At 57.1% G+C, this 25,702-nt stretch carries 33 protein-coding genes; 26 read left to right on the forward strand and 7 right to left on the reverse strand.

Translation table 11 applies throughout. The features are described 5' to 3' along the window. The 3 genes from IG122_RS23535 to IG122_RS23545 are packed head-to-tail and all read left to right on the forward strand — an operon-like array spanning position 1 to position 2,365. Positions 1–612, forward strand: a complete 612-nt coding sequence (locus tag IG122_RS23535; RefSeq protein ID WP_193189015.1) for a hypothetical protein — start codon at positions 1–3, stop codon at positions 610–612. After that, on the forward strand, positions 594–1,226 hold the full coding sequence (locus IG122_RS23540) for a hypothetical protein (protein ID WP_193189016.1): 633 nt from the start codon (positions 594–596) through the stop codon (positions 1,224–1,226). Before IG122_RS23535 ends, IG122_RS23540 begins: the two co-directional genes overlap by 19 nt. Beyond that, positions 1,223–2,365 (forward strand): hypothetical protein, encoded by a 1,143-nt coding sequence (locus IG122_RS23545; protein WP_193189017.1) that lies wholly within the window; start codon positions 1,223–1,225, stop codon positions 2,363–2,365. The genes IG122_RS23540 and IG122_RS23545 overlap by 4 nt, the downstream gene beginning before the upstream one ends. A 5-nt stretch (positions 2,366–2,370) precedes the next feature. Here the strand turns inward: IG122_RS23545 and IG122_RS23550 are convergent, their stop codons facing one another. Continuing rightward, positions 2,371–2,832, reverse strand: a complete 462-nt coding sequence (locus IG122_RS23550) for an A24 family peptidase (protein WP_193189018.1) — start codon at positions 2,830–2,832, stop codon at positions 2,371–2,373. Positions 2,833–2,946: 114 nt separating this feature from the next. Here IG122_RS23550 and IG122_RS23555 point away from each other — a divergent pair, with 114 nt between their 5' ends. The 9 genes from IG122_RS23555 to IG122_RS23595 all read left to right on the forward strand — a co-directional run bounded on the left by IG122_RS23555 (position 2,947) and on the right by IG122_RS23595 (position 10,215). Next, entirely contained in the window at positions 2,947–3,306 is a 360-nt protein-coding gene (locus IG122_RS23555) for a hypothetical protein (RefSeq protein ID WP_193189019.1), read from the forward strand. Positions 3,307–4,192: 886 nt separating this feature from the next. Next, positions 4,193–4,984, forward strand: a complete 792-nt coding sequence (locus IG122_RS23560) for a hypothetical protein (protein ID WP_193189020.1) — start codon at positions 4,193–4,195, stop codon at positions 4,982–4,984. Positions 4,985–5,207: 223 nt separating this feature from the next. After that, on the forward strand, positions 5,208–6,098 hold the full coding sequence (locus IG122_RS23565) for a replication initiator protein A (RefSeq protein WP_193189021.1): 891 nt from the start codon (positions 5,208–5,210) through the stop codon (positions 6,096–6,098). Between the two features lie 635 nt (positions 6,099–6,733). Next, positions 6,734–7,426, forward strand: coding sequence for a ParA family protein (locus tag IG122_RS23570; RefSeq protein ID WP_193189022.1), 693 nt, complete (start codon positions 6,734–6,736; stop codon positions 7,424–7,426). Then, complete coding sequence (locus tag IG122_RS23575; RefSeq protein ID WP_193189023.1) at positions 7,416–7,736, forward strand: hypothetical protein; 321 nt, start codon at positions 7,416–7,418, stop codon at positions 7,734–7,736. The genes IG122_RS23570 and IG122_RS23575 overlap by 11 nt, the downstream gene beginning before the upstream one ends. A gap of 229 nt (positions 7,737–7,965) precedes the next feature. Continuing rightward, positions 7,966–8,430, forward strand: a complete 465-nt coding sequence (locus IG122_RS24610; RefSeq protein WP_193189024.1) for a thermonuclease family protein — start codon at positions 7,966–7,968, stop codon at positions 8,428–8,430. Then, positions 8,427–9,275: a DNA-primase RepB domain-containing protein gene (locus IG122_RS23585; RefSeq protein WP_193189025.1), complete on the forward strand. Its 849-nt coding sequence runs from the start codon at positions 8,427–8,429 to the stop codon at positions 9,273–9,275. The genes IG122_RS24610 and IG122_RS23585 overlap by 4 nt, the downstream gene beginning before the upstream one ends. Beyond that, complete coding sequence (locus tag IG122_RS23590) at positions 9,272–9,736, forward strand: DUF2840 domain-containing protein (RefSeq protein ID WP_193189026.1); 465 nt, start codon at positions 9,272–9,274, stop codon at positions 9,734–9,736. Before IG122_RS23585 ends, IG122_RS23590 begins: the two co-directional genes overlap by 4 nt. Further along, positions 9,703–10,215, forward strand: a complete 513-nt coding sequence (locus IG122_RS23595; RefSeq protein WP_193189027.1) for a S26 family signal peptidase — start codon at positions 9,703–9,705, stop codon at positions 10,213–10,215. Before IG122_RS23590 ends, IG122_RS23595 begins: the two co-directional genes overlap by 34 nt. A 22-nt stretch (positions 10,216–10,237) precedes the next feature. On the opposite strand, the gene IG122_RS23600 is transcribed toward IG122_RS23595, so the two are convergent. Then, the gene (locus IG122_RS23600) at positions 10,238–11,401 is read right to left on the reverse strand and encodes a hypothetical protein (protein WP_193189028.1); all 1,164 of its coding nucleotides are present in this window, start codon (positions 11,399–11,401) and stop codon (positions 10,238–10,240) included. A 512-nt stretch (positions 11,402–11,913) separates the two neighbouring features. Between IG122_RS23600 and IG122_RS23605 the strand changes: the two genes are divergently transcribed. The 4 genes from IG122_RS23605 to IG122_RS23620 all read left to right on the forward strand — a co-directional run bounded on the left by IG122_RS23605 (position 11,914) and on the right by IG122_RS23620 (position 16,252). Then, entirely contained in the window at positions 11,914–13,680 is a 1,767-nt protein-coding gene (locus tag IG122_RS23605) for a ParB/RepB/Spo0J family partition protein (protein WP_193189029.1), read from the forward strand. Positions 13,681–14,030: 350 nt separating this feature from the next. Further along, entirely contained in the window at positions 14,031–14,762 is a 732-nt protein-coding gene (locus tag IG122_RS23610; protein WP_193189030.1) for a hypothetical protein, read from the forward strand. 189 nt (positions 14,763–14,951) lie between these two features. Further along, complete coding sequence (locus IG122_RS23615; RefSeq protein WP_193189031.1) at positions 14,952–15,428, forward strand: hypothetical protein; 477 nt, start codon at positions 14,952–14,954, stop codon at positions 15,426–15,428. Positions 15,429–15,532: 104 nt separating this feature from the next. Next, a complete protein-coding gene (locus tag IG122_RS23620) occupies positions 15,533–16,252 on the forward strand; it encodes a hypothetical protein (protein WP_193189032.1) in 720 nt (239 codons plus the stop codon). Here the strand turns inward: IG122_RS23620 and IG122_RS23625 are convergent. Then, complete coding sequence (locus tag IG122_RS23625) at positions 16,142–16,972, reverse strand: helix-turn-helix domain-containing protein (RefSeq protein ID WP_193189033.1); 831 nt, start codon at positions 16,970–16,972, stop codon at positions 16,142–16,144. The two genes, IG122_RS23620 and IG122_RS23625, sit on opposite strands and share 111 nt — an antisense overlap. 101 nt (positions 16,973–17,073) lie before the next feature. Between IG122_RS23625 and IG122_RS23630 the strand changes: the two genes are divergently transcribed. Then, entirely contained in the window at positions 17,074–17,466 is a 393-nt protein-coding gene (locus IG122_RS23630; protein WP_193189034.1) for a hypothetical protein, read from the forward strand. Positions 17,467–17,574: 108 nt separating this feature from the next. Here IG122_RS23630 and IG122_RS23635 read toward each other — a convergent pair whose 3' ends face one another. Then, the gene (locus tag IG122_RS23635) at positions 17,575–17,835 is read right to left on the reverse strand and encodes a hypothetical protein (RefSeq protein WP_193189035.1); all 261 of its coding nucleotides are present in this window, start codon (positions 17,833–17,835) and stop codon (positions 17,575–17,577) included. A gap of 35 nt (positions 17,836–17,870) precedes the next feature. Between IG122_RS23635 and IG122_RS23640 the strand changes: the two genes are divergently transcribed. From IG122_RS23640 to IG122_RS23665, 6 genes are all read left to right on the forward strand, one after another. Then, the gene (locus IG122_RS23640; protein WP_193189036.1) at positions 17,871–18,188 is read left to right on the forward strand and encodes a DUF736 domain-containing protein; all 318 of its coding nucleotides are present in this window, start codon (positions 17,871–17,873) and stop codon (positions 18,186–18,188) included. Between the two features lie 68 nt (positions 18,189–18,256). Next, positions 18,257–18,553 (forward strand): hypothetical protein, encoded by a 297-nt coding sequence (locus IG122_RS23645; protein ID WP_193166460.1) that lies wholly within the window; start codon positions 18,257–18,259, stop codon positions 18,551–18,553. A 120-nt stretch (positions 18,554–18,673) separates the two neighbouring features. Then, on the forward strand, positions 18,674–18,946 hold the full coding sequence (locus tag IG122_RS23650) for a hypothetical protein (RefSeq protein ID WP_193166459.1): 273 nt from the start codon (positions 18,674–18,676) through the stop codon (positions 18,944–18,946). 418 nt (positions 18,947–19,364) lie between these two features. Then, entirely contained in the window at positions 19,365–19,571 is a 207-nt protein-coding gene (locus IG122_RS23655) for a hypothetical protein (protein ID WP_193189037.1), read from the forward strand. A gap of 18 nt (positions 19,572–19,589) precedes the next feature. Then, on the forward strand, positions 19,590–20,066 hold the full coding sequence (locus IG122_RS23660; RefSeq protein ID WP_193189038.1) for an RT0821/Lpp0805 family surface protein: 477 nt from the start codon (positions 19,590–19,592) through the stop codon (positions 20,064–20,066). A 68-nt stretch (positions 20,067–20,134) separates the two neighbouring features. After that, positions 20,135–20,518 carry a hypothetical protein gene (locus IG122_RS23665; RefSeq protein ID WP_193166445.1) on the forward strand — a complete coding sequence of 128 codons (384 nt, stop codon included), beginning with the start codon at positions 20,135–20,137 and terminating at the stop codon, positions 20,516–20,518. Between the two features lie 4 nt (positions 20,519–20,522). Here the strand turns inward: IG122_RS23665 and IG122_RS23670 are convergent, their stop codons facing one another. Continuing rightward, positions 20,523–21,206, reverse strand: coding sequence for a hypothetical protein (locus IG122_RS23670; protein ID WP_193189039.1), 684 nt, complete (start codon positions 21,204–21,206; stop codon positions 20,523–20,525). Between the two features lie 234 nt (positions 21,207–21,440). Between IG122_RS23670 and IG122_RS23675 the strand changes: the two genes are divergently transcribed. Continuing rightward, on the forward strand, positions 21,441–21,725 hold the full coding sequence (locus IG122_RS23675) for a helix-turn-helix domain-containing protein (protein ID WP_193189040.1): 285 nt from the start codon (positions 21,441–21,443) through the stop codon (positions 21,723–21,725). Between the two features lie 158 nt (positions 21,726–21,883). Then, the gene (locus tag IG122_RS23680) at positions 21,884–22,588 is read left to right on the forward strand and encodes a hypothetical protein (protein WP_193189041.1); all 705 of its coding nucleotides are present in this window, start codon (positions 21,884–21,886) and stop codon (positions 22,586–22,588) included. A 256-nt stretch (positions 22,589–22,844) separates the two neighbouring features. On the opposite strand, the gene IG122_RS23685 is transcribed toward IG122_RS23680, so the two are convergent. Beyond that, the gene (locus IG122_RS23685; protein ID WP_193189042.1) at positions 22,845–23,681 is read right to left on the reverse strand and encodes a hypothetical protein; all 837 of its coding nucleotides are present in this window, start codon (positions 23,679–23,681) and stop codon (positions 22,845–22,847) included. A gap of 642 nt (positions 23,682–24,323) precedes the next feature. Further along, positions 24,324–24,989 carry a hypothetical protein gene (locus IG122_RS23690; protein WP_193189043.1) on the reverse strand — a complete coding sequence of 222 codons (666 nt, stop codon included), beginning with the start codon at positions 24,987–24,989 and terminating at the stop codon, positions 24,324–24,326. A 328-nt stretch (positions 24,990–25,317) separates the two neighbouring features. Between IG122_RS23690 and IG122_RS23695 the strand changes: the two genes are divergently transcribed. Next, the gene (locus IG122_RS23695) at positions 25,318–25,689 is read left to right on the forward strand and encodes a DUF1419 domain-containing protein (RefSeq protein WP_193189044.1); all 372 of its coding nucleotides are present in this window, start codon (positions 25,318–25,320) and stop codon (positions 25,687–25,689) included. Positions 25,690–25,702 lie beyond the last annotated feature (13 nt).

The following is a 25,702-nucleotide window of genomic DNA, read 5'->3' on the forward strand; positions in this document are numbered from 1 at the left end:
ATGCCGTTTAGGGTATTGATAATACTTCTGATCATTGCGCTTGTTGCCGGAGCCGTAGCGGGGGACTTCTACCGTCAATCCGAACAACAGGCGTATCTCGCGCGTTACAGCCAGACGATACAAATCCTGGCGAAAGCTGCCTCAAATGCCGCGAGACAATCGTCCCATCCAAGCGGAGCTACCCGACCGGATCTCAGCACGATCGACACGTCATCAATTGAGAGTATTCGCGATGCTTGGGGGAAACCACTTCTCCTTTGTACCAACGCGTTAGACGATACCCGGCCGATGATCGCCGTCTTGAGCGCGGGCGGCGATGGATCGCGCGACACGACTTGCGCCGACGCTATGTCCGGTTTTCTGAACGGTGACGATCAGCTATCGAGCCTTGGTTATGAACAGGTCTTCGCTCGCCAGGCTCTAACCAGAGAAGAACAAACGATGGTCGCGGATTACACCAATAGGTGCGCCGCCACTTTCGATCTTCTGGAGAAAGACACCGCCATCAACTTCGACTGCACGTCGATGTGCACCCTGTTTCGGCGGTTTTCCGACCGCTACGGTTTCCACGACACTGCGCCGGATTGGGCATCATGCACAGCATCAAACTAGACGATCCGGACAGCGGTGCCATCGTCCCGGTCATAGCCGTTATCACGATCGTCCTATTGGGGATTGTGATACCCTATGCTGCGAAGATCGCTGGCATCGAGAGATCCGCAACAACAACACTCGCATTCTCAGCCGCCGTGGATCGCATTGGCTTGGCGTCCTACAGCGTCGGCCGGGCGACGACGACCGGCAGCGCCGGACGAATTGTTCCCCCCGCCCCTGAAGGCGGCGAAATTCCATCCTCTGTATCTACGATCAAGAATGACAGATTCGGCACGCCGTATCTCTACTGCACCGCGACGAACTACTCGTCGCCGGCAGAACCGCTGTTTGCGCTGGTTTCTGGCGGCACCAACGAAGTCGTTGAAACGGGATGCGCCGAAGCGCTCGCCGGGGTTTCGACTGGCGACGACATTGTCCGCAGCACCTCCGCCTACGAAGCCAGCGTCACGCCGTATCAGGTGGATCCGCAGATTGCCACGCTCAATGGCATGTGGCGTAGCCGGTGCGCTTCGACCGGGGTTATCCAAAACCTTCCGTCCGGTTCGCGTTGTTCCGACTTCACGAGCGTCTGGGGCAATTTTATCTCACAGAACGGAGGGCTGCTCCCATGATCCATCCGCTGATCATCCTGCTCGCGGTCACGACCGTCTTCTTCGCTCCCGCGGTCGTCAGCGGTTCAGGATCGAAGAAAGACGCCATCACGGCCTATCGCTCGCTTGAAACCCGGACTCTGATGCTCGAGACCGCCCAGGTCCTGGCTGCGCGGGGCGGCTACGACCTAACAGAACGAACGATCATCCTTCCATCCGTAGGAGCGCAGGACACGCTTCCGGTTGCCCTACCGGCCCGACGCACGGACGCATGGAACCGGGATATCCGGTATTGTCGCGGTGCCTCTCAATCGCTAACGGCAACAGGCCTCGCGCTAGTCTCCGCTGGGCCGGACAATACCCTTGCTACAACCTGTTCGGATGCTCTCAACGGCAACAACTCGAGCGACGATATAGTGATCGCTCTAACACACGCTGACCTTGCAACCTGGACCGGACGCGGAGAGAGCCGGACAACTTTCGTCAACCAGGTTGAGGACCTTCGCTGCACAGATCCAATGGTCGTCGCGTTCGTTTCGGATCGCTGGCAATGCGTCAACGCCGACGATCTTATCTCCGAAGCTCTCGATGGAACCGCAGCGGCCTGTCCCATTGCAAATGGGACAGGCGAAAAGGTCTGGGACGGACCCACAAAATCCTACGGCGCTTGCACTGTTGTCGCCTGTGACACCAATTATGCCGAGTACAGCAATGCATGCATTCCCGACACGATCGCCTGTACCGTACCAAACGGTACAGGTACACGAACTTTCAATGGTGACCCCTACGGGCCTTGTGTAGCAACAACATGCGATACTGGATATCGCATCGAAAACGGACAGTGCGTTGAAGACGGCCTCGTTGTTGGGTCATGTTATCGTCTCACCTGCACTTCTATGGCTGGTCGAACTCAAACGGTAGTCGGAAACGCCTCAGCAGCCGACCGGATTCAGGCCACAGCTCCGAGTGGCGAAAGCGAATGGTTGGCTTTCGTTTCGCAAGGATCAGATGGAGGTTTTACCGCGACTGAGGCCTTCAATTGCATCCCTTGGGGCGGCATGGGTTTGTCGCCGCTTTGGTACACACCAAAATGCATTTTCAATAGGGCGTACGATGGAGCATACCGCCCTCTCAGTTGCCAAGCTCCCGAGCCTTGTTAGCGTCTCTATCCGTTCTGGTAAATTAGTACCAGCACCGCAAACGGGATCAGGAACGGACCTAGAGCCACTGTCTTTTTCCAGATGGGGCCGGTCTGTTCCCTATCGATTCCTATAAAGATGATCGCGGCCGCAAGCCCGCAAACCAGCGTCACCCACGTACCGGCAGGGCCGAGAAAAAGAAGAATCGCTCCCACGAGGTTGATATCACCTCGTCCCAGAAGAACAAATCCTGCCGTCTTCATTCCCCACCAAGAAATATGCCCGAGCGCGACAACAAGAATTGCCATTTGTAGCTGCCTTTCTAGATCCAGTCCGTTAGAGGCGCTCGCAACCATCGCTCCGCCAATCGCGAATAGACCGAGATAGATTTTCGGGAGTCGCCGAGCTTTAAAATCAGCGACCGCAGCCGCCGCTCCCCCAACCGAAAGAATAAGATATCCGAGGAAAACAATTGTCTCGTCGGTCACGGGCAACTTCTTGCTATCGCGCTCTCAAACCGCGCTCGTGTAGGTTTTTCTTTTTGCGCACAAGAAACATATGTTTTATTAACCGCCGGCTCGCACATAAGGCTGCCTAAATAAATGACTCGAAAAAGAAAAACCGACAGGGATGGGCGCATCGCGCAGCTGATTCGCGTAGCTGCGACAGATGCCGAACGTATCCGCGAAACCTGTAGGGCGAATAACATTACTCTGATTGATTTCTTCGAGGGCGCGGCGAAAGCGTATATGTCGGCCCAGGAAAAGACGGGCGATATCCCGCTCGTTCCAACGCCGAAGAATGTCCCTTTCGCAGTCTTTACCGTCCGTCTGTACCCCGAGACCCACGCGCGGATCCTGGCTCTCTCAGAACGGTTTGGGCGCAGTCTAGGTCGTGAGATGGCGACCGCCCTCTTGTTCGGTGTAAACCATCTTGAACAAGGGCACGGCCTTCCCGATTGACCAGGCTGTCTGCGGCATCGCCTAGGCAGATTCTCTCGGTCCAACACCCTCATCTCCAACCCATCCCGTTACGACATCGGACGTTGCACATAAAACATATGTTTTGTAAGTTTGGCTTATAAACCGCTGGAGAACAACGTTGTTGAACCGGTTCGCCGCCTTTTGCGTAGTTGCTCTATCCCAAACCACCTCACCGATAATGAGCACTGCTCACGCGGATCCAGGGTTGGAGTGCTGGGAAATCTCCGATGGCGCGGCCCTCGTGCGCTCTGGCACGGCCGAAGATCGCTCCCACGCCTCAACAAGCTGCCAATCCGCCCTCGAGCGCAACAAGGACGGACAAACGACCGCTTGGTACGTCGCCGGCACTTCGACGGCCGGACAGGTCTCCCCCCTCTCCTCTTATGAGATCGAGGGCCTAATTTGCCGCGAATATTCTGTTTCGGTAGGACAGGTCACGGGCGTCGTTCTCAAGACCGACGACGCAACTGGAACGGCATGTCGAATCTCCGGCCGCTGGTGGGCTTGGCCGACGGCGATTCCAAAGCCGGTTTCGAGTCGGACCAACGGCACCGTCAAATGAATCCCCACATAACAATGGGTTACTCCGCCCAATTGCGGTTCGACAATTCCGAAATGCTAATATGTGGTATGCGCCGGCTCGACCGGTTGCGTATGCGAACTCAGCAACAGGAACAGGGAGGGCTGCGGATCTAAGGGAGCAGAAAAACACAAGGCCGCCCCGAAGGACGGCCCGTGGATGAATATCGTTTAGCACCGTCATTTATCCACAGATCTCCAAAGACTGTCAAGCAATAAAGCGCTGGTTCGCCACCCTTTTTTGCGCCCTTTTTTCCGCGCCTCCGCAGCCAATGGAGGTCTGCGAATGGTAGGTTCTGCCTTTCTTACAGAGAAGCGGGCGGCGTTCATGACGCGCACCGCTACCGCCCAACCGACACTCGACCAATGGAAAAAATGGGAGGATGAGGCGAGCGTACCAACACGTCATCGCCAGGATCTCCTGCCCGGCCTGGATGACAGGTCTCTTCGCCGCGGATTCCGCCGCAAACGAACAGTGCGCGTCAGGAGCTATATCTATAGCTGCCAGCGCCGGCGCCCCGGGCGCGAAAGCCGATGGAGCGAGAAGGAGCTGCGGGAAACGGATTCCTACGCTCACGCACTGCTCCCCTCCCCCATCCTCGAGGAGGCCCATTTCTCGCCAGCCGACCGCCGCGTTCTCCTGGCATTGATCCTGCTGTCTCGAGGTCGCGAGACCTGGACCATGTATATGGCACCGCTGGCGAATATGGCCCGTGTCGCCCGGTCGACCGCGCACCTGTCCGTGGCGCGACTTGTTCGCGCCGGATATGTCTCCCGTTACGAGAACCGTCTCTCCGGCGCGCGGAACGGTCCTAATACCTGGACCATCCTCGATGCGCGTCTTCTGTTGGCGGCCGTTGAGACCCATCGCAATGCAGGCCGGTCGAGCGTTTCCGGATCACAAGGTTCATCTTCTGAGCATAGGGTCCAAGAGTTTGAACCGGTGAAACACGTCAATATTATTAATAATAAAGGGCGCCTAACGGCACCCAACATGGATCGCCCAAGCCCGAGGATTGGCGCCGATCAGCATGGCAAAGCCATGCCGGCGCCTCCAAACATCCGAAATAAGACCTAGCTCTAAGACCCTTATGCTCGGCGATGGCCGAGGCGGCGGTTTTGGCCTGCCCTTTCCGGCAAGTGCCGAGATGGCGGCCGATGCAGAGGAAAAAATCGTCTTGAGAGCGATTCGGAACATCAGACACATCGTGTTCGGAACATCGGACACGTTCTGCCGCCCAGAAATTCGGAACTTTGACCACATTTAATGACAACACACGGAACATCGCTCACAATCGCATATGGCTTCAGATCATCAGGTCGACCTATTTCTAACCTCGATCATCGACGCGCCGGTCAAAGACCAGCGCGACCTGATGGAGTTTCCGCATTTTGCGCTCGCGAAGCAGGCGCGTTATGAGCCGATGATCTACGAGAATCCCAAGCGCGGGATCCGTGTCGAGGTCCGGGCCGGCCACAAGGGAATTGCCACGATCTGGGACAAAGACGTCATGATCTATTGTGCCAGCCTTATCAATGAGCAGATCGAACGCGGGCAGACCCCGACGGCCACGATTCAGTTCCACGCCTACGATTTTCTTCGCCTGGCCGGCCGCGGCACCGGGAAGCGATCATATCAGCTCCTGCAGGAAGCGCTGGATCGCCTTCAATCGACGTCGGTGCGGACGACGATCAAGGCCGGAGACAAGGAGGAGAAACGTTTCTTCTCCTGGATCGAATCCGCCCGGATTATCGAAAGGAAGAATGCCGCCGGAAACGAGCGCATGGCTGCGATCGAAGTCACTTTGAATCAGTGGATCTTTCGCGCCCTCACCCAGGACCGCTCCGTTCTCACGATCGATTCTCGGTATTTCTCGCTCAAAGGAGGGCTCGAGCGGCGGCTTTACGAGCTTGCCCGTAAGCATTGTGGCCGGCAAAAGCGCTGGGATATCAGCCTCGAGAACCTTTGGGAGAAATGCGGATCCCAGACGGAGCTCCGCTTCTTCAAGCGAGACCTTCTGAAGATCATCGACGCTGACACCCTCCCCTCCTACTCGATCGCCGCGTCTTTTGATCCCAAGAAAAAGCCTGTGGCTCCGATGGACTCACCTTCCGTTCGCCGGCGCTATGCGAAGAACGCGAACATGATTATCAGTTTCTTCCTCAGAGAGGCCGGAGCATCCTTGATCTGATCACGGAATATCGCTCACATTTTGATTCGGAACATCGCTCACGCCTCGGTTCGGAATATCGGCCACGAATCCTCGGAACATCATTCACAAGCGCACACGGAACATCACTCACGGATGGTCGGTATATCGCTCACAAAACCTGCAAAATAAGGCATTTGTGTCAATGTGGTAAGAGTGACGTAACCTTCTAACAACTTTTATAACATCTTAATTCGACAAGCCGGGCGCGCGGCTGTGGAAAAACCATTTTAACGGTAAACATACGTGAATAATAATGTGGCACGTCAATAATGAAGCGCGCTCTCGAGAATGGATCACTCGTTCTATGCGTAGGCCATTCGTGGCACTCTCCCCTCCCCCGGGTTAGCTTCGTTCTTTTTTTCCATGCGGAAGTACATCAGACGCTGGCAGTTGTGCGTTCTGATCTGAATTGCGGGTGCTAGCAAATCATATGATGTTAAATTCTATGATGGTGGATGACATCATTGTATTTGCGCCCATGGCATCTTTTATGATAGTAGATGACATCATCGCATTCGTAATGATCGCAACCGCGATGATATCGTAATCTATCAGTGCGTTTGCAGTGATATCATATGCTAGCATAGCTTCCGCCAACGAACCGGAGCCTAATGATGACCGTATTGTCTTGTGCCTCGCCAAAGGGTGGTGCTGGGAAAACGACAACCTCTCTCACGCTGGCGGGCGAACTGGCCCACGCCGGAGCAACGGTCTCATTGCTTGATGCAGATCCGAACAAGCCGCTGACCAAATGGCTTGAGCGGACCCGCGAAACCCAAGGCGAACCCGAGCGCATCCGAGTCGTCAATGGCATGACCGACGAAACGATCGTCGATGTAATAGAGGAGGAAAGCGAGCGATCCCAGTTCGTCATCGTCGACCTCGAAGGCACGGCAAACGTATTGGTCAATCACAGCATCGCCCACAGCGACTTCGTGATCGTCCCCGTAAAACCGTCGATGCTGGACGCGCAGGAGGCCGCGCAGGCAATCAAGCTGATCAAAACGGCCGAGAAAGCCTACAAACGAAAGATCCCATACGGCATCCTGATGACCCAGGGCAGTGCAGCCATTCAGGCCCGTGGACAAAAGGCGATCGAGCAGCGGTTCGATGACGCGGGTATACCCCGTTTCAGGACCCAGCTATTACAGCGGGAAGCCTATCGCGCTGTTTTCGATGTTGGCGGAACGGTCAGAACGTTGCCGCGCAGCGCGGTCAGCAATGTGGCGGCGGCGATCGAAAACGGGAAGATGCTTACGCAGGAGCTCATCAAGTATCTGAAGGAGGGCGCTCAAGATGCAGCGTGACGGTGTTTCCCACAATGACTTCCTTGCCGGCATTGACGAAGGGGAGGGGGCTGTTGACCTGTCCGGACTGACGCAGACGGCCAAGCGCCGTGAGCGCCCATCGAGAGACCTTCTGGAATCCGTCGCTGTAGAAACAGGCTTTATCGCTGGAGCCGCCCGCCCGAGGGCGGAAAAAGCAACGGCCCAATTTGCAGTCCGCATTTATCCGAGCAAGCTCGCAGAGATAGAGGAGCTGATCGCAGAGCGGGGGTGGTCGAAACGGGTTTTCCTTGAGAGAGCGTTCAAGGCGCTTGTGGAATCCGGTAAATAGCGTCACGTTTTCCGGAAGAATACTGGAGAACGACATGCGAATTTTCTTGGCCGTAAAGATTGGATGGTGGCTCGGCACTCCGTTCCTGGTTCTTTTCATCGCGTTTCTGATTGCACGCTTGTTCTACTAGCCCGATCAGATCTCATGCCAGAGGGTGCTCAAACCAATTCTTTTTGAATTTGAATGCACATAAAACATATGTTCAATTCTGTTCCCGGAGGGTTAAGGCATGAACAAGTACCTACTAACATTTGCTAGCATAGCAATTGCAGGTGTCGCACATGCAGGGCAACCGACCGTTTTCGACGGGGACACTTTCGTCTTTAATGGGGAAAGGGTGCGCCTCGCTGGTATCGACGCACCGGAACTCACACAGGTCTGCACAGACAAAGCGACAGGCGACACGATCCCGTGCGGCCAGGCCGCGCGCGCTTTTCTCGTTCGTGTGCTCAAAGGCGCCAAGATCAATTGTGACCGTATAGCGCATCGCGACAAGTACGATCGCCCTGTAACCCGTTGCTACGCGAACGGACGTGATATCGCCCAATCGCTTGTAGAGGCGGGATGGGCTGTGACGCCGCTCGGTTGGCCGAGCGATTACACGGAATCGGAACATCGCGCACAATCTAACGCCCGGGGGCTCTGGCGCATGGCCTTCGAACACCCCCAGAGATATCGGGGCAGGGCGCAATGAGCATCACCTATAGCGTCGTTGAGCGGTTCGTCGCTTGCTTCGACACCGATATGGAGATCGGAATTCTCGATAGCGACGAACGCATGATGATCCGGAAATCGCGTCCCGATGCGGTCCGAAATCTAATTCCGTGGCTACGCCATAAGAACAGCGCAGGTTGCCATATCTACGCCCGCCCCGTCGCGCCACACTCCTTCACGCTCCTGGACGATCTCTCTCTGTCTCAGCTTGACCGTCTGGCCTGTCTTAGCCCGGTGGCTATCGTCGAAACCAGTCCCGCGAACTACCAAGGCTGGATCCGACATGAACGCGTGCTGGAGCCGGGGCTATCAACCGTCATTGCGAAGTACCTAGCCGATGCCTTCGACGCCGATCCGAGCAGCGCAGATTTCCGGCATTTCGGACGGCTGCCCGGATTTACAAACCGGAAATCAAAGTACGAGAAACAGGGCCGGTTCCCGTTCGTGCGCCTGATCTCGACTGCGCCGCGATCCGTTTCGCCGAGCGGATCGATGATTTCCAATTGCGAGCAAGCCTTGGTGCTCGAGCGCGCACGCGCGCAAGAACAACGCCGCCGGCGGCTGACCGATGCGATAGCGCGACCGCGCCGCAGCGTCGACATCGCGACGTTCCACACCAGTCCCCAATATCAGGGCGATCTTCACCGGGCCGACTTCGCATACGCTCTCGCGGCTTCCGCGACGGGAGAAACAGTCGAAATGATCGCAGATGCGATTCTTGGCGCCCGCGATCTGGCTCATAAGGGTGACACGCACCGCCAGCAGGAATACGCGCGCCGCACCGCCGAGAAGGCCGTCACCTTCGTCAGAGGAAATGCGGCATGACTGAGAACATCGCGATCACGGAGAGATTCGAGAACGGTTACGTCAATATTCGGGTGATGGCCGGTGTGTTCTGGGAAGGCAATGTCATCGAGGATGTTCCCGGTTTCCGCCGGCGCATCCTTCATTCCGAGCCGCATCAGATCATCCTTCTGGAGCGATGGGCGGCAAACCGCTATGGCACGACGCTCTCTGAAATGATCGCCTTTCGAGGCGGCGGAAAATCGCGGATCCCGGAGGTCTCCCAGCCGGTCGAGATCCTGATGAATCTCCGGACCTGGGACATCACTCAGCGGTTCTATCCGGTCTTCGATCAGATCCGCGAGCAGGGTGTGTGGATGTCGCTCTCGCCGACCTGGTGGCGCCTTTGCGACGTCCGCCTGAACGCGAAACAGCCGGCACCGCCTCTAGATCAGGACTATCTCGCCCGATGCGCTTCACCCCGGTCTCTTGCACCTGCCTGATCGCGGGCCTTGTCCTCGCTGCCGCGGCCGCTTTGGATCCGGTTATAGGGAAACGGATCTACATACCCGCAACCGCCTCCGTTCCGATGGATCTCTATCGGGTCGCCGAGGGAGAGGCGAGGGTAGGGGACTTCGTTTTGGTCCGCGTTCCCCGCGCGGCGGAGGAAATCGCGCGAGAACGCGGATACTTCACCGGATCCCCGCATTGGATAAAGCAGGTCGCCGGCTCTGGCGCTGATCATGTTTGCATCGCAGGAGGGCGGTTGCTCATCAACGGTTCTGATCGAGGATCCGTCCAAGATACCGATCAACAAGGTCGCCCGCTCCCCGAGCTAACGATTTGCCGTTCACTTCGAGCCGGCGAAATCTTTCTCATCGGGACCGACGATCGATCCTTCGACTCTCGATACTTCGGCCCGGTGAAGCGGGCCTCGATCGTCACTCGACTGACCGGCGTTTTCGCATCGCTCACGAAATGAATCGACGTCCCTGATCGACGCTTTAGCTCGTTCCCTTTGCGCCTGGCAGGTTGTCCATCACTGCGGACACGCCGAAAAAGCCGGCGGAAACCGCCAGCGCCGCCAAAGGCGGAATAGCAAAGCCGGCCGCGGTGAACGTTGCCGTCGCCCCCAGGGCGACAGCGAAACACGATATCGCGCCGGCGGAATTCAAACCGATGTCCACCATGCGACGAACGGCGTCATCCAAGACCGTCTTGCTCTCCTCGATCGTCTCGGCCGCGACTTCAGCGTCCTCGATGACGCCGGACTCGGTAGCTCTTTCCGTCGCGTCGCGGGCCTCCCCGATCTTCTCAATCAGTATAGCCAGTTGCTCTTTAAGCTCGCTCTCTGCCGGATCGTTCGAGCGACGCTCCTCGAGAGTGGAAAGCACAATCCGCATCGCTTCCACAGATTCTGCCGCCGATTTGGCTATTTCATCACCGCGTTCCATGACGTTCGAAACTACGATGTTCCGCGGCGGCCCATAAGGGTACGTACTCGTACCCCTCCTACCTAATCCGTCGTGTGGCCGCACATCATCTGCGTTCGCTACGCCACGATCATTTCCGAGATTACGCTGCGTTTGTTCGTGGCCCCCCAACAGCGTGAAAGCTTCGAAAATATCTACGAGCGCGACATCAATCCTTCTGCTCTCATACTTTATGTCGCCCGCCAGTCCTGGCGGGTGGTGTCTGCTCAACTCAGTCACTCGATGGCCAAAAGAAATGAATTGATCGTCCGTCTGCAATGGCGGAAGCGTTTTCAAGCCTGGGCCCAGGGCCGCCAGTGCTTCTTTGGCTGTTTCAAAGTTAACCGCGCTCGAGTAGAACGACCCGTCGTCGTCAATGAGGTCGCCGATTATTCCTGTCAGATACTGCCCTCTGACGTCAGCACGAAGGAGCGTCAATACGTCAGGATCTCGAAGCTCACCGCCTTTGTCCCAGGACCTGATGAGTTCGAAGAGGTCCTCGTCCGTGAAGTTGCATTGATGACCCAAAACCTCGACAGCAATTTCAATCCTGCGTACAGCATCGTCGAAATTGGCCCTCGGGATTAGTGGCGGCTTTCCGAACCGATCCTCAATGATATGCCGTGTCGTCAGATATTCGCGCGGATCCATATATGGCGCGTCCCGGTCCGGCTGATCGTCTTGTTCATCAGGCATGTGTACCCCGGCGAAACAGGTGCAATAGGCGACAGTAATTAGATCAATCAGAAGGGGAAAGCCTTCCCCCTGGTTGGAGCCGAAGGCTCCTCCACACCCCCTTCTGCGGGGACACCCCGCAACGCCCCGATGAATGAGCGCGCGGATCCCGCGCGCATGGTCCGAGAGATGGACCGGCCGGCCGCCGCGCCGCTCTAGCCGACCGGGACTTTTCACGTTTTTTCCGCCGCCCAACATCCCGTCCGTTTCCCGTCAATCGGCAAGCGTCGCGCGCCGCGCGCCGTCCTGCAGCTCCCCCGTGTCCTCGGCTCACGCCTGCGGGCCGCGCCAGGTCGCTTCCGGACCGTTGACCGGCCCCGGCCGGGCCGTGGGTCGGGCTGCGCTCCAACCCACTCTGTTCAGCCAGAAACTGCGTTTCAGGCAGTCAGATTGGTTTGAGACGCGCCCACAGGGCGGAAGAGGGGAGGGCGAAACCTCCCGCCGCCTGTCATCAGACGATAGGGAGTATCAAGATGACCGAAGCTACCAAGACCGAGTGGAAGAACCTCCTGCCGCCGAAAGACAATCAGCGCAAATCCTTCGATCAGACCGCGCTGGAATCGCTCGCTGCATCCATCCATTCCGTCGGCGTTATTCAGAACCTCACGGTGAAGAAAGAGCGCGGGAAGTTCCGCATTCATGCAGGACACCGGCGCTATCTGGCTGTTGGCCTTCTCATCGAACAGGGCAAGGCGACCGAGGATTTCGAGATGCCGATCAGCATCCGGACCGAGAAGGGCGTGGACCTTGAAGAAATCGCGCTGGCCGAAAACCTCGAGCGTGAAGACCTCTCCCCCATGGATGAATGCGAGGCGTTCGCCCGGCTCCGCAACGGCGGGATGGAGATCGAGCAGATCGCGTTGAAGTTCGCCACCAGCGAGATGACCGTCCGCCGCCGCCTTGCGCTCGGCACGCTTTGCGACAAGGCAAAGGAGATGGTCCGTTCAGGGGAAATGTGTCTGCGCGAGGCAAAGCATCTCGCGTCCGTCACCCATGAGGAGCAGGCCGCTTACTTCAAATATCTGGAAGACACCAACTCCCCGAACGGCGAGTACGCGGCGCGCAGGTTCTTCTTCGAGAAGCCGACCGCCGACATCGCGATCTTCGACATCGCGGACTACAAGGGCGGTTTCGTTCAGGACCTTTTCAGCGATAACGCCAAGAAGCAGTTCAGCGATGTGGATCAGTTCATGGACCTGCAGCGCAAGGCATATGACGAAAGGAAGGAAGCTTACGCATCTGCCGGGCTGACGGTCCTGGAACCGGGCTTCGACCACTACAATGTCCGCGCCAAGTATCGCAAAGCCGGGGAGGGCGAGGAGCCGACGACCGTGATTATGCGATGGCAGCATGGCCGGGTGGATATCGAAACCGGACTGGTGAAGGACAAGCGCGACACCGGGACCGGCGAGACGGCAGGGCCGCGCCCGCGCTATTCATCGGCGCAGCTTCAACACGCCGCCGAGATGCGGACCATCGCCGTCCAACGCAGCCTCATCGGCAACCGGCGTAAGGTGCTGGAGGTATCGGTGCTCCAGCACATGACCGGGTTCCAGAACCAAGCCTCGATCAAGCCGTCTCCGCGCATCGAGAAGCACTATGGAAGCGAAATGCTCCGCAGTATCGAGGAGATCGCCGCCGCGTTCGTCGCGAAGTTCCGGGACGCGGGGTTTGAGTCCTATCGCTGGTCCTATGAGTCGGGCGGCGGTGAGGTGACAGACCCCATCCCGGCGCTGTTCTATCTCTCCGGAGAGAGAGGCGCGATCTTCAAGGTGATCCGCGAGATGACGGACGAGGAGCTGGAAGGTCTGCATTCTCTCCTCGTCACGGTGACGTTCCATCAGTCGGGCGACGGGATCAAGACCGAGGAAGACGAACACAACCTCGTCGCCCTCGATGTCAACGCGGACGTGCGCGACAGCTTCGTGCCCGACGATGTTTTCCTGAAACGATTCAAGACCGACCGCCTCAAAGAAATCGCCGTCGAGAGCGGGTTTGCCGAGACCGGGAAAAGCATCGAGAAGTCCAAGAAAGGCGACCTCGTGAACCATCTCGCGATCTGGTTCAAGGACGCTCCGAACGCTGAGCCCGCGACCGAGCGCCATGTGAAGGCGACCGAATGGCTGGACCCGATCATGGCCTTCCCGGCCATCGATCCGGACGCGCCTGCCGACCTCCCGGCTGAACCCGAGACGACGGCCGCTGACGACGCCGAGGCCCTGCCCGAAGCGGCGGAATGATTGCTCCCTGAAACTCCGGGCGCCCGTGAGGGCGCCCGGCTTTTTTGTGTCGCCTGCCTTAGACCGCGCGGTATCATTTCCGCCCGCTCTTGTAGGCCGACCGACGATGCACGAACCGAAGCCCATTCCTCCCTGTTTCGTGGCTGGCTGCGATGCCCTCGCGCCTTTCATTTTCAGCCGCGATCACGGCGAAAGCTCGGAAAGCGTCCGCACCTGCGGCGCGCACCGGCAACAGGGCAGGGACTGGATGCACGGAGAGCCGTTCGCGCCGGGACCAAAACCGAAACAGGGCTCAATCATTTGACCGTCGCCAGTCCGGATGACCGCTCCGATCTCTTGAAAGCTCTCCAATGAATCGCTCGACGCTACAAAACATCGTCGGAATTCTCATCGCGACCAACCTCGCAACCGGACTGCTCTGGTTGTTTTCCGAGCAGCAGATCGCGACAGTTGGGACAATCGCGGAAAAATACGGTGCCATGATAGGTGCGGTGATAGGCGCCATTGGCGCCTTCGGCGCCGCCGTTTACACCCTCCACGGCGAACGACGCCAGCGCCGGGTGAGGATCGCTACCGGCATTGCCGAGCGTGTCCGCGCCATGCACTCCGAGATCACCGGGAAGATTGATTGGTTCCTGGTCGATGTGACTCTTTCGACCGGCGTGGTAGGCCCGCCTTACTACATGTCGGACGTGAAAACAGCATTCACCGACATTCCTCCCGTAGAGAAAGACGCCGTCGCCAAAGTTTACAACGAGATTTTTATCGACGAGCGGATCAGCGCTCGGTTGGACGACTTTCTGCGGGACATGGAGGAACTGTCACCGCAGGCATTCGCGCTTCTCATTTCGGTTCAAAACCGCCTGACGGAAATAGAAGCCGAGAAATTGCATTTTCCACATACGCCCCGAGGTTTCAAAGTGAGCGGATCCAACCTCGTCCTTCGTCTTCGACGCTTGCTCCTCGTGGTGCGAATGTGTGAGCAGCTCGTTGACCTGTTACGCGAGGAATATGGTGTTTCGAACTCGCGCCTGACGCCGTTTAACGAAATAGAAGACGACATTGAATTGCCATCGTTTTAGTTGGATGCTGTATGTTTGCTTCCGCCTGTATAGTATTTGCTATCATATTCCTCTAACCTTCTCTTATGATCATGTTTTTTATTGATTTTTATGTTGTGCATATTGAACATATATCTTATGTTCATTGGTATGCTGAGGTGTGAACATTTGAGGGCGATTGCCTTCTTACTTCAAGAATAGGGGCGTACCATGAACCAGAGCGCAGCAATCGAGCGATTGATCGAGGCGGCAGAAGCCACCTTGGAGGCGGCCGGCTCAGCCGGGTCCGCCATGAGCGGCAATGCCGAGGCGTTGCGTGCCGCAGTGGCCTCGGCGCGGAAAGCTGTCATTACAGAGGTCGGGGTGTATGCCGTGTCCTGGCGCTGGAAATCGGGGTCCATTTATGGACCGCATACCGCGCTCCTGACGGAGCAACAGGCCGAGGCCCTGGACTGCTGGCTTCGCCACCATTCCGGTATGCTCCAGATCGCCGGTTATCATGTTGGCCTGATCGCCGACCACCCCTCGCTTCTCGATTTCAAGGAACTCTGCCGGGTCTGGGATACCTTCTATGTTGGTGACGACCAGATGGGCCGGGAACGCTATCTGGGAGAACTCCTTCGGTCCGGAACATATCTTGCAGCACCGACCAATAGTGCGAACAAGAACCAGCCGGAAACCGTCTAACGGTCATATGCCTCGCGTAGGCTCCTTTAGACGGATAGATAATCAGCTTGGCCGTACCAAATATTGATTCTAGAACGTGAGAAACACACGTTCTGGTGATCTGCATGGCGCCCAAGGAAACCGCTTCCGCATGTGCCGAAGATCTTCGCCCATTCAAGAATATTCTCGAGTCGGGCGGGTTCTACGTCGAGACTGGCAGCGGCGAGGACATGCACAAGTTTGCCGCCCGTCTCATCGGGGAAGGGCGGCACGTCTATCCCGGGTTTCGATACAAATACGAGCCGAGCAATCCCGGCCATTACGCCGCAATCCTCAATCACCGTGACGAGCTGCAGTGCTGTATGGCCTGGCGGATATTCGAGACGGACAACCTCGTTTCACAGATCGAGACTTTCTTGCCTCACTACTGCGATCATAACGAGGCCGATCCGCCCTTTGTTTCTGAAATCCGCGAGCTCCATATCAATGGGCGCATCGGATATCGAGGCGGGCTCAACAGCCTAAATCCTGGAAATCGCCTTTCATGGTTCATGACCTCGATCGCCATGATCGAGTTGCACCATGCTGGATGCGATTATCAATGTGGGGAGGCGCGCGACGATATGGTCTTCTCCGGGCGCATCCGGTCGATGTCCGGATATGCCAACGCCAATCCTCTCGGTTCGCTCTACATCAAAGCGCGAGGCAAGTCTGAAGCGCTAACATTGGTATGGTCAAACCGGCAGCAGATCGCCAAAGAGATCACGAACAGACATCGGATCCTGACGGATTGCGACCCAAAGGATTTTCGGACAGCCGTCCTGCGCCTCAAGGCGCTGGAGTAGGCGAAAAAATACTCTCACACGCGCGACCCCATCGGCATTCACCGCTGCGAGCCTGTAGATCGCGTGATAAAGCGGAATCCCAGACTCCCTGGCGCATACGAGATCGCCCAGAATCTCGTTCTCGAAGGCTTCGTCACCGTAACAACCGACCGGCAGGCCTTTCAGGTCCTGCCCGTCGAAAACATCCTCCGCCCGGTCCCAATGGACCCAGATAGCCTCTCGCTCCTGTTCCGGCGCGTTAGAAAGATGAATTCTAGCGTCCGGCGCCAGGCGGCGAAGCACCTGCATGTTTAGATCGTTCTCCCGCAAGGCTCCGTGTCTTGCCTTGAGCTCGTTGCAGTAGAGTTCAATCGAATGAAGCTGCGGGGCAATAAACGGAACAAATGGCCGGACAAGCATCAGTCGTACGGAATGAACCTTGGCTCCAACGCTTTCCTCGCGCGCAGCGGTCGCCAAGCCGAGGTTTGGGAAACCAAAGGCGGCACCCAAAGCATTGGCTCGCGTCGGGGCAACCTCTTTCCCCCCTAATTCTTCCTCGAGCTTCTGTATTGTTCCGAGGGTCGGATTGAATCCTCCTGGACCGATTACGTAATCCCGCCCCGGCGCGACACCGTTCAATGTTTTAGGATCAATTCCGATTTTCCGCGCGAGCGCGTGCGGCGTGTATCCTGCCAACCACGCCGTTTCAAAATAGCCTCTAATTTTAGCTTCAATGCTCAAAAATATTTCCCTTGACGCCAAGGCGTATTCGCCGCCTTACTCGAGAGTATACCCCATATATCGGGATTTATCTCCTGCTTTCGAAGCTAAAGGTAGCGATCATGTTGGTTATCAACACACCAGCCCAACACGAGGCGCCAGAACACGCCGCATTAACCGACATCTCATGGAGCTGGTCCGACGGTGCCCAATACAGCGTCAGTGCAACGCTTCTTCTCGAAGAGACGACGCGGGTTCTCACTTGGCTCAGACATCACCAGAATATCCTCGGTATCAGCGACCTCGCTGCATCACGTGTCTCCGTAACGGACGCTATATCCGAATTCGATGACCTCCTGCTTGAATGGAGCACATTCTTCGTTGGTTTCGACCGGGAAGGGTGCGAACGCTACATGGGCGAGCTCATCCGGAGCGGCACGACCCTCACTTTCCAAGAGGCGCCGGGCATTGTGCGCTTTCGCGGTCTCTCGTCCTCTCCTATTGATAACCGCTGACTCCACACCGACTCCGCCGTCAACAGAAAATCCCGGACCGTTTTCGCCGCCTATGCCGTTCTCCCCTCTCTTCAGGCGGTTTTCCGAGCTTCAACCTTGTCGATATTCTCAGCCACCTTTTGCTCCTTCCGATGGGTAGAACATATGTGTTATGTTCATGCTGTTTGCATAGAGGAGCTCTAACCCGTGCCACACCTTTTTTCCGCTACGCGCGGCGATCGACCCCAAAACCGGCTCCTTTCCGAAAAAAATCCCCTGGCGCAAGCGCCATTCCTCGCGGGCCATTTTTTCCAGTAGCCGGTGCTCCTCTTCGTTTCGCCCCTGCGGGTTTGCGGCCTTCACGCCGCACGTGGACGCGGCGGTGTTCATAACGGGCCGAGCCCCACCAAACAGGAGTACATGACATGGCTACCATCGGATACGTCACAAAGACCGGCGACGAGTTCACCGGAAAGCTTCGCACCCTCTCCATCAACGCCGATATCCAGATCCGCAGGAACACCAACCCCCGCGGCGAAAATGCTCCGGACTACCTGGTCGTCGCCGACAACATCGCCATCGGTACCGGCCGGGATCGGCACAGCGAGCGCAGCAACCGCGATTACGTCACGCTGACCTTCCGGGATCCGATCTTCGGCACCAAGCCGGTCTTCGCCAACCTCGTTCCGGATAACGGCCAGGACGACCCCGACACCTTCGCCGTCGTCTGGGATGACGACTGACCTCAGACACGCGGCCCCGCCATTCGGCGGGGCCGCTCTTCCCTTGTTCCATGCATCCGGATCCGGCCATGACCGATAAGACCTCACCGGTTTTGACACTTGACCTTATCCAGACCCGCCTCGTCGGTGACTTGCGCTGTCGCTGCGGCACCACATCGCGCTTTGTTGGCACCCACGCCGAGAACATCCAATGCCCCGGCTGTGGCGAGTTTTTCCGCGTTCAATCTGCCGGCGCCGTCGAACCGCTCGGGAAAGAGATGCCCTACGGTGCGGTTCTCTACTCTCGGGAGACACACGGCGAGCGGGCCAAAATCCTGGAGATGTTCGAGACCGCTATGACGGCTCCCCCCAAACCCGATCGATAAAGACTTGTCTTGCATGTGGGTATTGCACCATGAAGTATTCGCGCGATCTTGCACGCTTCCACTCCGGTCCGGCAATGCGCTGATCCCTCGAATATCACCAGTCACCCTGGAGCATTCACAATGCACGACAATTTGTTCCGCGCCGCTATGCGCGCCACTTGCTTCATCCTTGGCGTTTCCATGCTTTGGCCGGTCATCCTCTTGTTTCCGGCCTTCGGTCAGTGGCCCGAAACGCCCGCGCTCATATCGTTCGGCGCTTGTTCGGGGCTCTGCCTTCTCAGTTTCGGACTGTCTTTTGTTGATGAGTTTTCAATCTCGGATACCAAGATTTTGCTCATTTTTTTGCTGGGTACGATCGCAATGGGAGCCGGGGTTATCTTTTCGCACCTCTGACGTTCTGGCGATGCCTGCGGCCCAGGCTCTATTCCGCGCGCAAGCGCGCTCCACGGAGCCCCGCACGCGGGTCTCCGCCCATCCGGGTAACGATCCCTATCGCAGCGGCCGCGGCGCGGCCGCATTCGGCGTTCTCGAGAACAAGCCCTTGCCCGCTCGCCTTACTTCGCTGGCCAGCGTAAGGCGGGAAGGGGGCGCCGCCCCGCTCCCCACAAAGGCCAAGCGCACGCTGTTTGCGGCCGAACCGGGTCTCCCCAGGTTTCGGGCTGCGCCCTGCAACCCGTCGCTTCGCGCCGTCCATAGGGATGGGCGATACCCCTCCCGGCCCGGCCGGCCTTTCACCCCACCCCCGCTCCTCGCCGGAGAGGCAGGGTTGCATGAGCACATGCAACCGCTGCCACGGAGAAAGGAGAGGGGAATGTCCAAACGGCCCTTCCACAAACGCAAACTGGATTTCGAACGGCTTCTCTCGGATCTGCGCCACGCACGGGACGAGCTGGCCGACGGCGGGCACCCGCGCGCCGCCGCGTCCATCCGTCGAGCGATCAAGAGCACAGATGGAGCAAGGCGCCATGCACTGAACCGCCAGAGCCGGTTGCTCGACCAATCCACCAATCCCCGCTAATCGAAAGGACCGACCATCATGATCGTCAAAAAAACCCTCGTCGCCGGTGCGATGATCCTCAGCCTCACCGCGTGCGAAACCTCCCAGATGGGCCAGAAGCAGATGGGCGGAGGCCTCCTCGGCGCCGTCGGCGGCGCACTCGCCGGTTCGACCGTCGGCGGAGGCAAAGGCACCGTCGCTGCCGTCGCCGTCGGCACGCTTCTCGGGGCCATCATCGGGAGCGAGATCGGCAAGTCGCTCGACAACGCCGACAAGGCGGCAATGGCGCAGTCGACTCAGCGTTCGCTGGAGCACAACCCGACCGGCGTTGCCTCGACATGGAGCAATCCCGACAGCGGCAATTCCGGCACGATCACGCCGGCTGCGACCTATCAGACTCCCTCGGGCGAGTTCTGCCGGGAATACACCCAGACCGTGAACATCGGCGGCAAGACCGAGGAAGCCTATGGCACCGCCTGCCGCCAACCGGACGGGACCTGGGAACTCAAAGGCTGATCCATCTTTGGACGAAATCAGGCCAGCCGTCGGCTGGCCTGACAATTCCTCGCAGAAAGCGACACGCTATGACTCACTCTTCGCCATTACTACGGTCGATCCTCGGCGCACTCGCCCGTGCGGCACTCTGGCCGGTGCGGATTTTCAACGGCCTCGCAGCGCTGGTTTGTTTCGGTTACGGGGTTCTCTTCGCGGTCTACGCCGAGGACCTATTCGGGTACGAGATCCCGGACTACTTTCCGCTTAGCGACCACCTGGCTCTCACCCTCACGACCTTCCTGAAATTCGGCGCCGCGCTGGTTGTCCTAATGCTGCCGATTGGCGCAATCATGATCGCCTATGGCGACACGATCTTCTTAGGCAAGCGGCCCAATCCTCTCTTCGAAGTTGCGGCGGCGCTGATCGCAACGGTATGGACGATCGCCTTACTTTTCTATGGCGGAAGCGAATGACAACTCAACGACGGTCCTCATTTGCGGATTTGGACATCGCGGCAGAGACGATTTTAGATACTGCTTCAGCGAGACGATCCGTAACAAATAGAATAGTTATCAAGAAACACAAAGCTGCTAGCCGAGTGCCTTTGTGATGGTCTAAGCACTTCTTAAGATCGTCAATTTGATCGTATCCGGCGTTTTTATAGTTTTGCGCTGTGATCGATTTAGTGGTTTGTTCACCAGATCCCCTAACTCGTGCGAGGTTTCCGTCATATGTCGGTTCGCTAGAGGTTTTTATTTCATTTTCTTTTATTTCCACGATTCCGCATGTGGTGAAAAATCTTTCAATAAATGTCACTGAAGAGAAAATGACTTTAGTTGTCGATATGGAGAGATCATTTGCTTTTTTTAGCTTTATTGCTTCTCGCAGGTCCGGATCGATTAAAATTGCAGTTTGTTTAATGATGACGTCTATTCGGTCAAAAATATTTCGAATAAGAAGTTCGTCAGATGTCATGTCGATGCGCTCGGAAGAAAGCATTAGTGTTGCCTGTAGAGCCGCGAGGTAACCAAGCGATCTGTTGCAGTTTTTCTTTGAAAAAAATGCTGCCGATTCAATTGCAGAGCTGAGAGGAGGGAAGGAATCGTACGTATTCATAAATGGCGAATTTGTCAGCTCTTCAACTGACAGTATATCGAGCATGTTTTTGTTCTTAATGTAAGAAAAATATAAATCAATAAGTGTCATGCAATAGTTACTCTTCGCGAGGCAGTGAACTTAGAAAATGCCATATATTATTGCAGCATCTATCTCTCCGCAAAGGCTAAACTGAGTCCCCTCGCGTCGTGCCGGGTCTCCCTCCATCCGGGTGACGCTTGTATGGCCTCCCAAACCGGCAATAGATCTTGCCGAAGCGAGAGCCAAGGAGTTGGACACATGACAATCCCCTTTGAAAAAGTGCTTGAGGAGCAGCTTGCAACCGATCCGGAGTTCCGGGCTGAGTACGAGAAACAGAAGCCGCTCAACGATCTGGTCATCGCTCTCATCAAGGCCCGAAAGAAAGCCGGGCTTACTCAAGAGCAGGTCGCAGCGCGGATGCATACGACCCAATCCGTGGTCGCACGGCTCGAAACAGGCGGAAGCAAGAAACCGAGTTTAGAGCTCGTCGCTCGATATGCTCAAGCAACCGGAAACCAGATAACCATCAGTCCGATGGGGTAGGGCGGTCTCGCCCTGCCACCCGCCCAAGGATCTCGGTCGCACCAGGCGCCCCGGGCGGTTCTCGCTCCGCTCGCGCGCGGCCGGCCGTGTGGCCGCCCGCTCAATCCGCGATCGCACGCGCTCGCGGACAACCGCCCTCGATCGGTTATGATCGGCTTATGGGGGCCGATTCTCTCGTCAGCATTGAATCCGAAACAGCCGACCGGCTCGCCCGTGCGGGCTTCGCCGTGTCATTCTCAAGCGACATGCGCGCCTGGAAACAGGCGCTCGTCGCCGACAACCGCTTCGTCTCTCCGCATTTCGATCCGGATTTTACCGCGCCTGCCGGCGCGGCGTGGATCCGGATCACCGACAAACACACCGGCGCTCTTGCGGCCTGCCTTGCCTACCGGATCTATCCGGCGGCCGACTATCTCGAAATGGTCGAGAACGGCAGGATCTATGTTGACGACCCCGCTGCGTGGGGATTCCGGCCGCACCGCCACGGGCTCGATCACATCGGCCTCGCCGGCCGGGTGATGAGCCGTGGCGGACTTCACAGCTTCGCGCCAGGTCACGCGCTCAGCTTCTGGATCTGCGGCATCGCCCTCGAGGTCGCGCTGCAGGAGCGCGTCGACCTTGCCGCCGGCATCACCTTGCCGGGACCACATGTGCCCCTGTCTTGGTACGGCTATCGGCACTCCGCGCACACAACCGTTCACGAGTGGCCGAATTTTCCCGGGCAACCTCACTCGATCGAGATCGTATGGAGCCACACCGCAGAGATCCGCGAGGAGGTCGCGCGCCGGCGCCGGCTCATCGCCGGCATGCCTGGCGACGACCTGAAGGCCGTCGCGCACGAGTACCAGCGTCAATCAGGTTGACGCGAGCCGATCGGCTGCCACTTTCTCCAAGAGACATAGATCGGAGACAGTTAATGTTCGGCGCCGTTCGCCTCAAAGAAGCCTCGTACTGGATCCATCTAACGTGTTCCAAATGCGAAAGGCGCGGTCGCTTGAAGCGCGACCGCCTGCTCGGATTATATGATCCAGATACGGCAATGCCCGATTTGCTGAAGGAACTCGCTAAACCGTGCCCGCGACTTGATTAGCTGTTCGGCAATGATCCCTGTGGCGCTCATTATGACGTTCGTCGCGATTCCGCGCGGGCGTCGGGCTGATCAGCCGCATCGCCTAAGTACTTTCTGATCTGGCGACTGAGATGAAGGCCTTGGGACGTGAAACGCCAATCCTTCAAGCTATTCGTAAATAAACCAACCGCGACAAGGCCTATAAATGCCGCCGCCAACACAAGAGTTATTTCTTTGTTGCCGATTTGTCGCTCTGATAGATCTGAAATAAAAAACAAAGTGAATAATGGAATGGTTAAACAAAATAAAAACGATATAGCGGTTGCTCGCATTCTGAAAAGAAGCGGCTTCTGTAGACGAAGTGGATCCGTGGATATTATCCTTGATATTGCACTTTCTTGCACTGCAAGGTGTTTTTCGCTCAGTCGCAGATAGGCATATTGCGTCCGAGAGTCTGGATTATAGCCCAGAAGACAAAGAATTTCTGCTTTCGAAAGGGAGATTAGCAGCGCCGCATCGTCATCATCGCCAGCCAGCGTTGCTTTGAGAGCAGCCCGGATCGCGGCCGATTCCTCCCTTTTTTCCGGATCGACATTTCCTGCTTTTTCATACCAACTGAGAAGATCCAGTTGAACTTTGTCTGGTATGTCCTCCGCCGAAGTGTCGCCTAGGACCGCCTCTGCATGCCGCTTGGCATTTTCGCTTTTCTTGCTGTTCACCCATTGCTGAACACGTTCGCCCCAATGGTCTCCGTAGGCTTTTGCAGCCGGGCCAAACAGCGCTTTGATCGGGTGTACTTCAGAAACCGTCTTTGCCACCTGCGCGACACTCTCCGCCTGGGCGATCGCATCACTTTCTTCTTTTTCGTCGCTTCCTTCGTTCTCCATTTCACAGCCTTATTCTGGAATTTGCTCAACAAATGGGAGAGTTATCGTAAGGCCGGATTACCAGCTCAGTCCATAAGGCCTTCGCCCTAGCTCTCGCATCCGCTCGGTGCGGGAAAGGGAGGCCTTCTGAGACCACACACCCTGAAGTCGCCGACGGCTTTTTCTAATTTAATCAGCTTTATCCATACATCTAAGTTCCTGAAAACACGTGTTTTGGGGATAAGATTGCTGGAGACGTCCACAGCCCTTTGCCCGTAATATTGATTGGACGGTCGGGTTGCATAGACATCGAGGCCCGTTTCAGCACGGGTCAATCCGCCGGCCGGGAAAGGAGGGCTTGAGCTATCCCCCTGACACTATGGCCGCTTAAAGTGGTCGAGTTGTTGGTGTTGCTCCTGGAACTGATCTGTTTGTTATTCGAGCAAATCGACTTCTAGGCGGGAAAGACACCGTTGAAAATGGAAAGGCCCCCGCCCGAGAACTCGACCTTCTCATGAGCGGGGGCCTCACTATTGGAGGGTTTCAGCTAACCCCCTGACATTCACAAAATTATCGACGTGCAACGTCTGCCACAAGTTCTATTCGTGGATCTCGCTCAGAACGGGAAACGGGCGTGGACGGCTGAGCCGACCGTCCAGGCGACTACCCGCCAAGGATCTCATCGTAGGTCACCGGCGACCAGGATTCCGCGGACCGATCGTATTGCTGGAATGATCCGTTTCTCACACTGAAAATTCGAAGATCAGGAAAGTCCGTCACGACGTCGGCCAAATCGATGTCATCCTCGTACTCGGACGGGATACAGCCGCCAAATCCGTCTGACATCGATATTTTTTTTCTCACTTTGATAGGCTCAAATACGAAAAGACCGATAGTTCGGTAGTTCTTTACACGCCACTCGTTCATCGTCTGCCGACCGTCGAGGCTTCTAGCGCAACTCGCGGGTGTTGGTTCAAGTCCGCCCGAGGCGAACTCGCCAGTTGTCGGGTCTTCATGAGATCCGTCATCGGTAGGGCCCACACGGAGAACGCACCCTTGGTCATCGATATCGACGATTAGGCCGACCGATCCACAGGCATTGGCCGAACCAGGATCGGCGCCCTGAGACGGTCCCCGATCTCCTGCCTGAATTGTGCAGAACGCGAGTGACACTCCGGACAAGGTCCTGGCGTTGCGAAGATCGTCCGGATAGACCCATTTTTGGGTGCTCATCGGCGTCGAAAAATGTATGAGCAGCGCTTCGCGATCGCGGAGAAAATGACGGACTGAAAACTCATCGGGCAATGTATCCGGGCACTCCTGAGACATTACTCGGTCTCTCCTCTCGTTTTTCGACGACCATCTTATCCTTTTTCCTCCCTTTGGGGAGGAGCGGGTTCCTTAAATCTCGCTACCGCTTGGTGCGGGGAGGGGACGCTGCCCCCTCCCCACAAAGGCTGAACTCGGTCCCCTCGCGTCGTTCCGGGTCTCCCCAGGTTTCGGGCCAAGGCCCTGCAACCGGCCGCGCCGCGGCCCCCTGAAGGGTGGGTGATACCCCTCCCGGAACGCCGGCCTTTCACCCCACCCCCCGCTCCTCGCCGGAGAGGCAGGGTTGCAGTTGTGAACAGCAACCCAGCCAACATTGAAGGGGCAGAACATGACCGGCACTGAAATCATCGTCCTTCCGTCCGCAGCGAATGATCGCGCGCAGCACTGGACCAATCTCAATTCGGCTGCACAAAACCGCGCAGTATGTTCGGAGCGGCCCGCCTATGAGAGCCAGCATCGGACCTTCTGGGAGGTCAACGAGGAACTGTATCTCGACGCCTTGGAGGTACTGCCCCCGCTCAAACTGGCCCATGATCATTTCGTGATGCGCGAGCTACTGACCGAGGACATCACGACCGCGTATTTCGAAATGCAGGGCCGCTACTTCTGTGGATATATCCGCCTTGGCTCCTATGTCGATGACATGGCCGCGCTCAGAAAAAAGGCCCGCGAAATCATCTCTTCCGCGCAATCCGCTTGATATTCGTTGGCAA

Origin of the sequence: Nisaea sediminum (assembly GCF_014904705.1) — a bacterium.
GTDB classification, from domain to species: Bacteria; Pseudomonadota; Alphaproteobacteria; order Thalassobaculales; family Thalassobaculaceae; genus Nisaea; species Nisaea sediminum.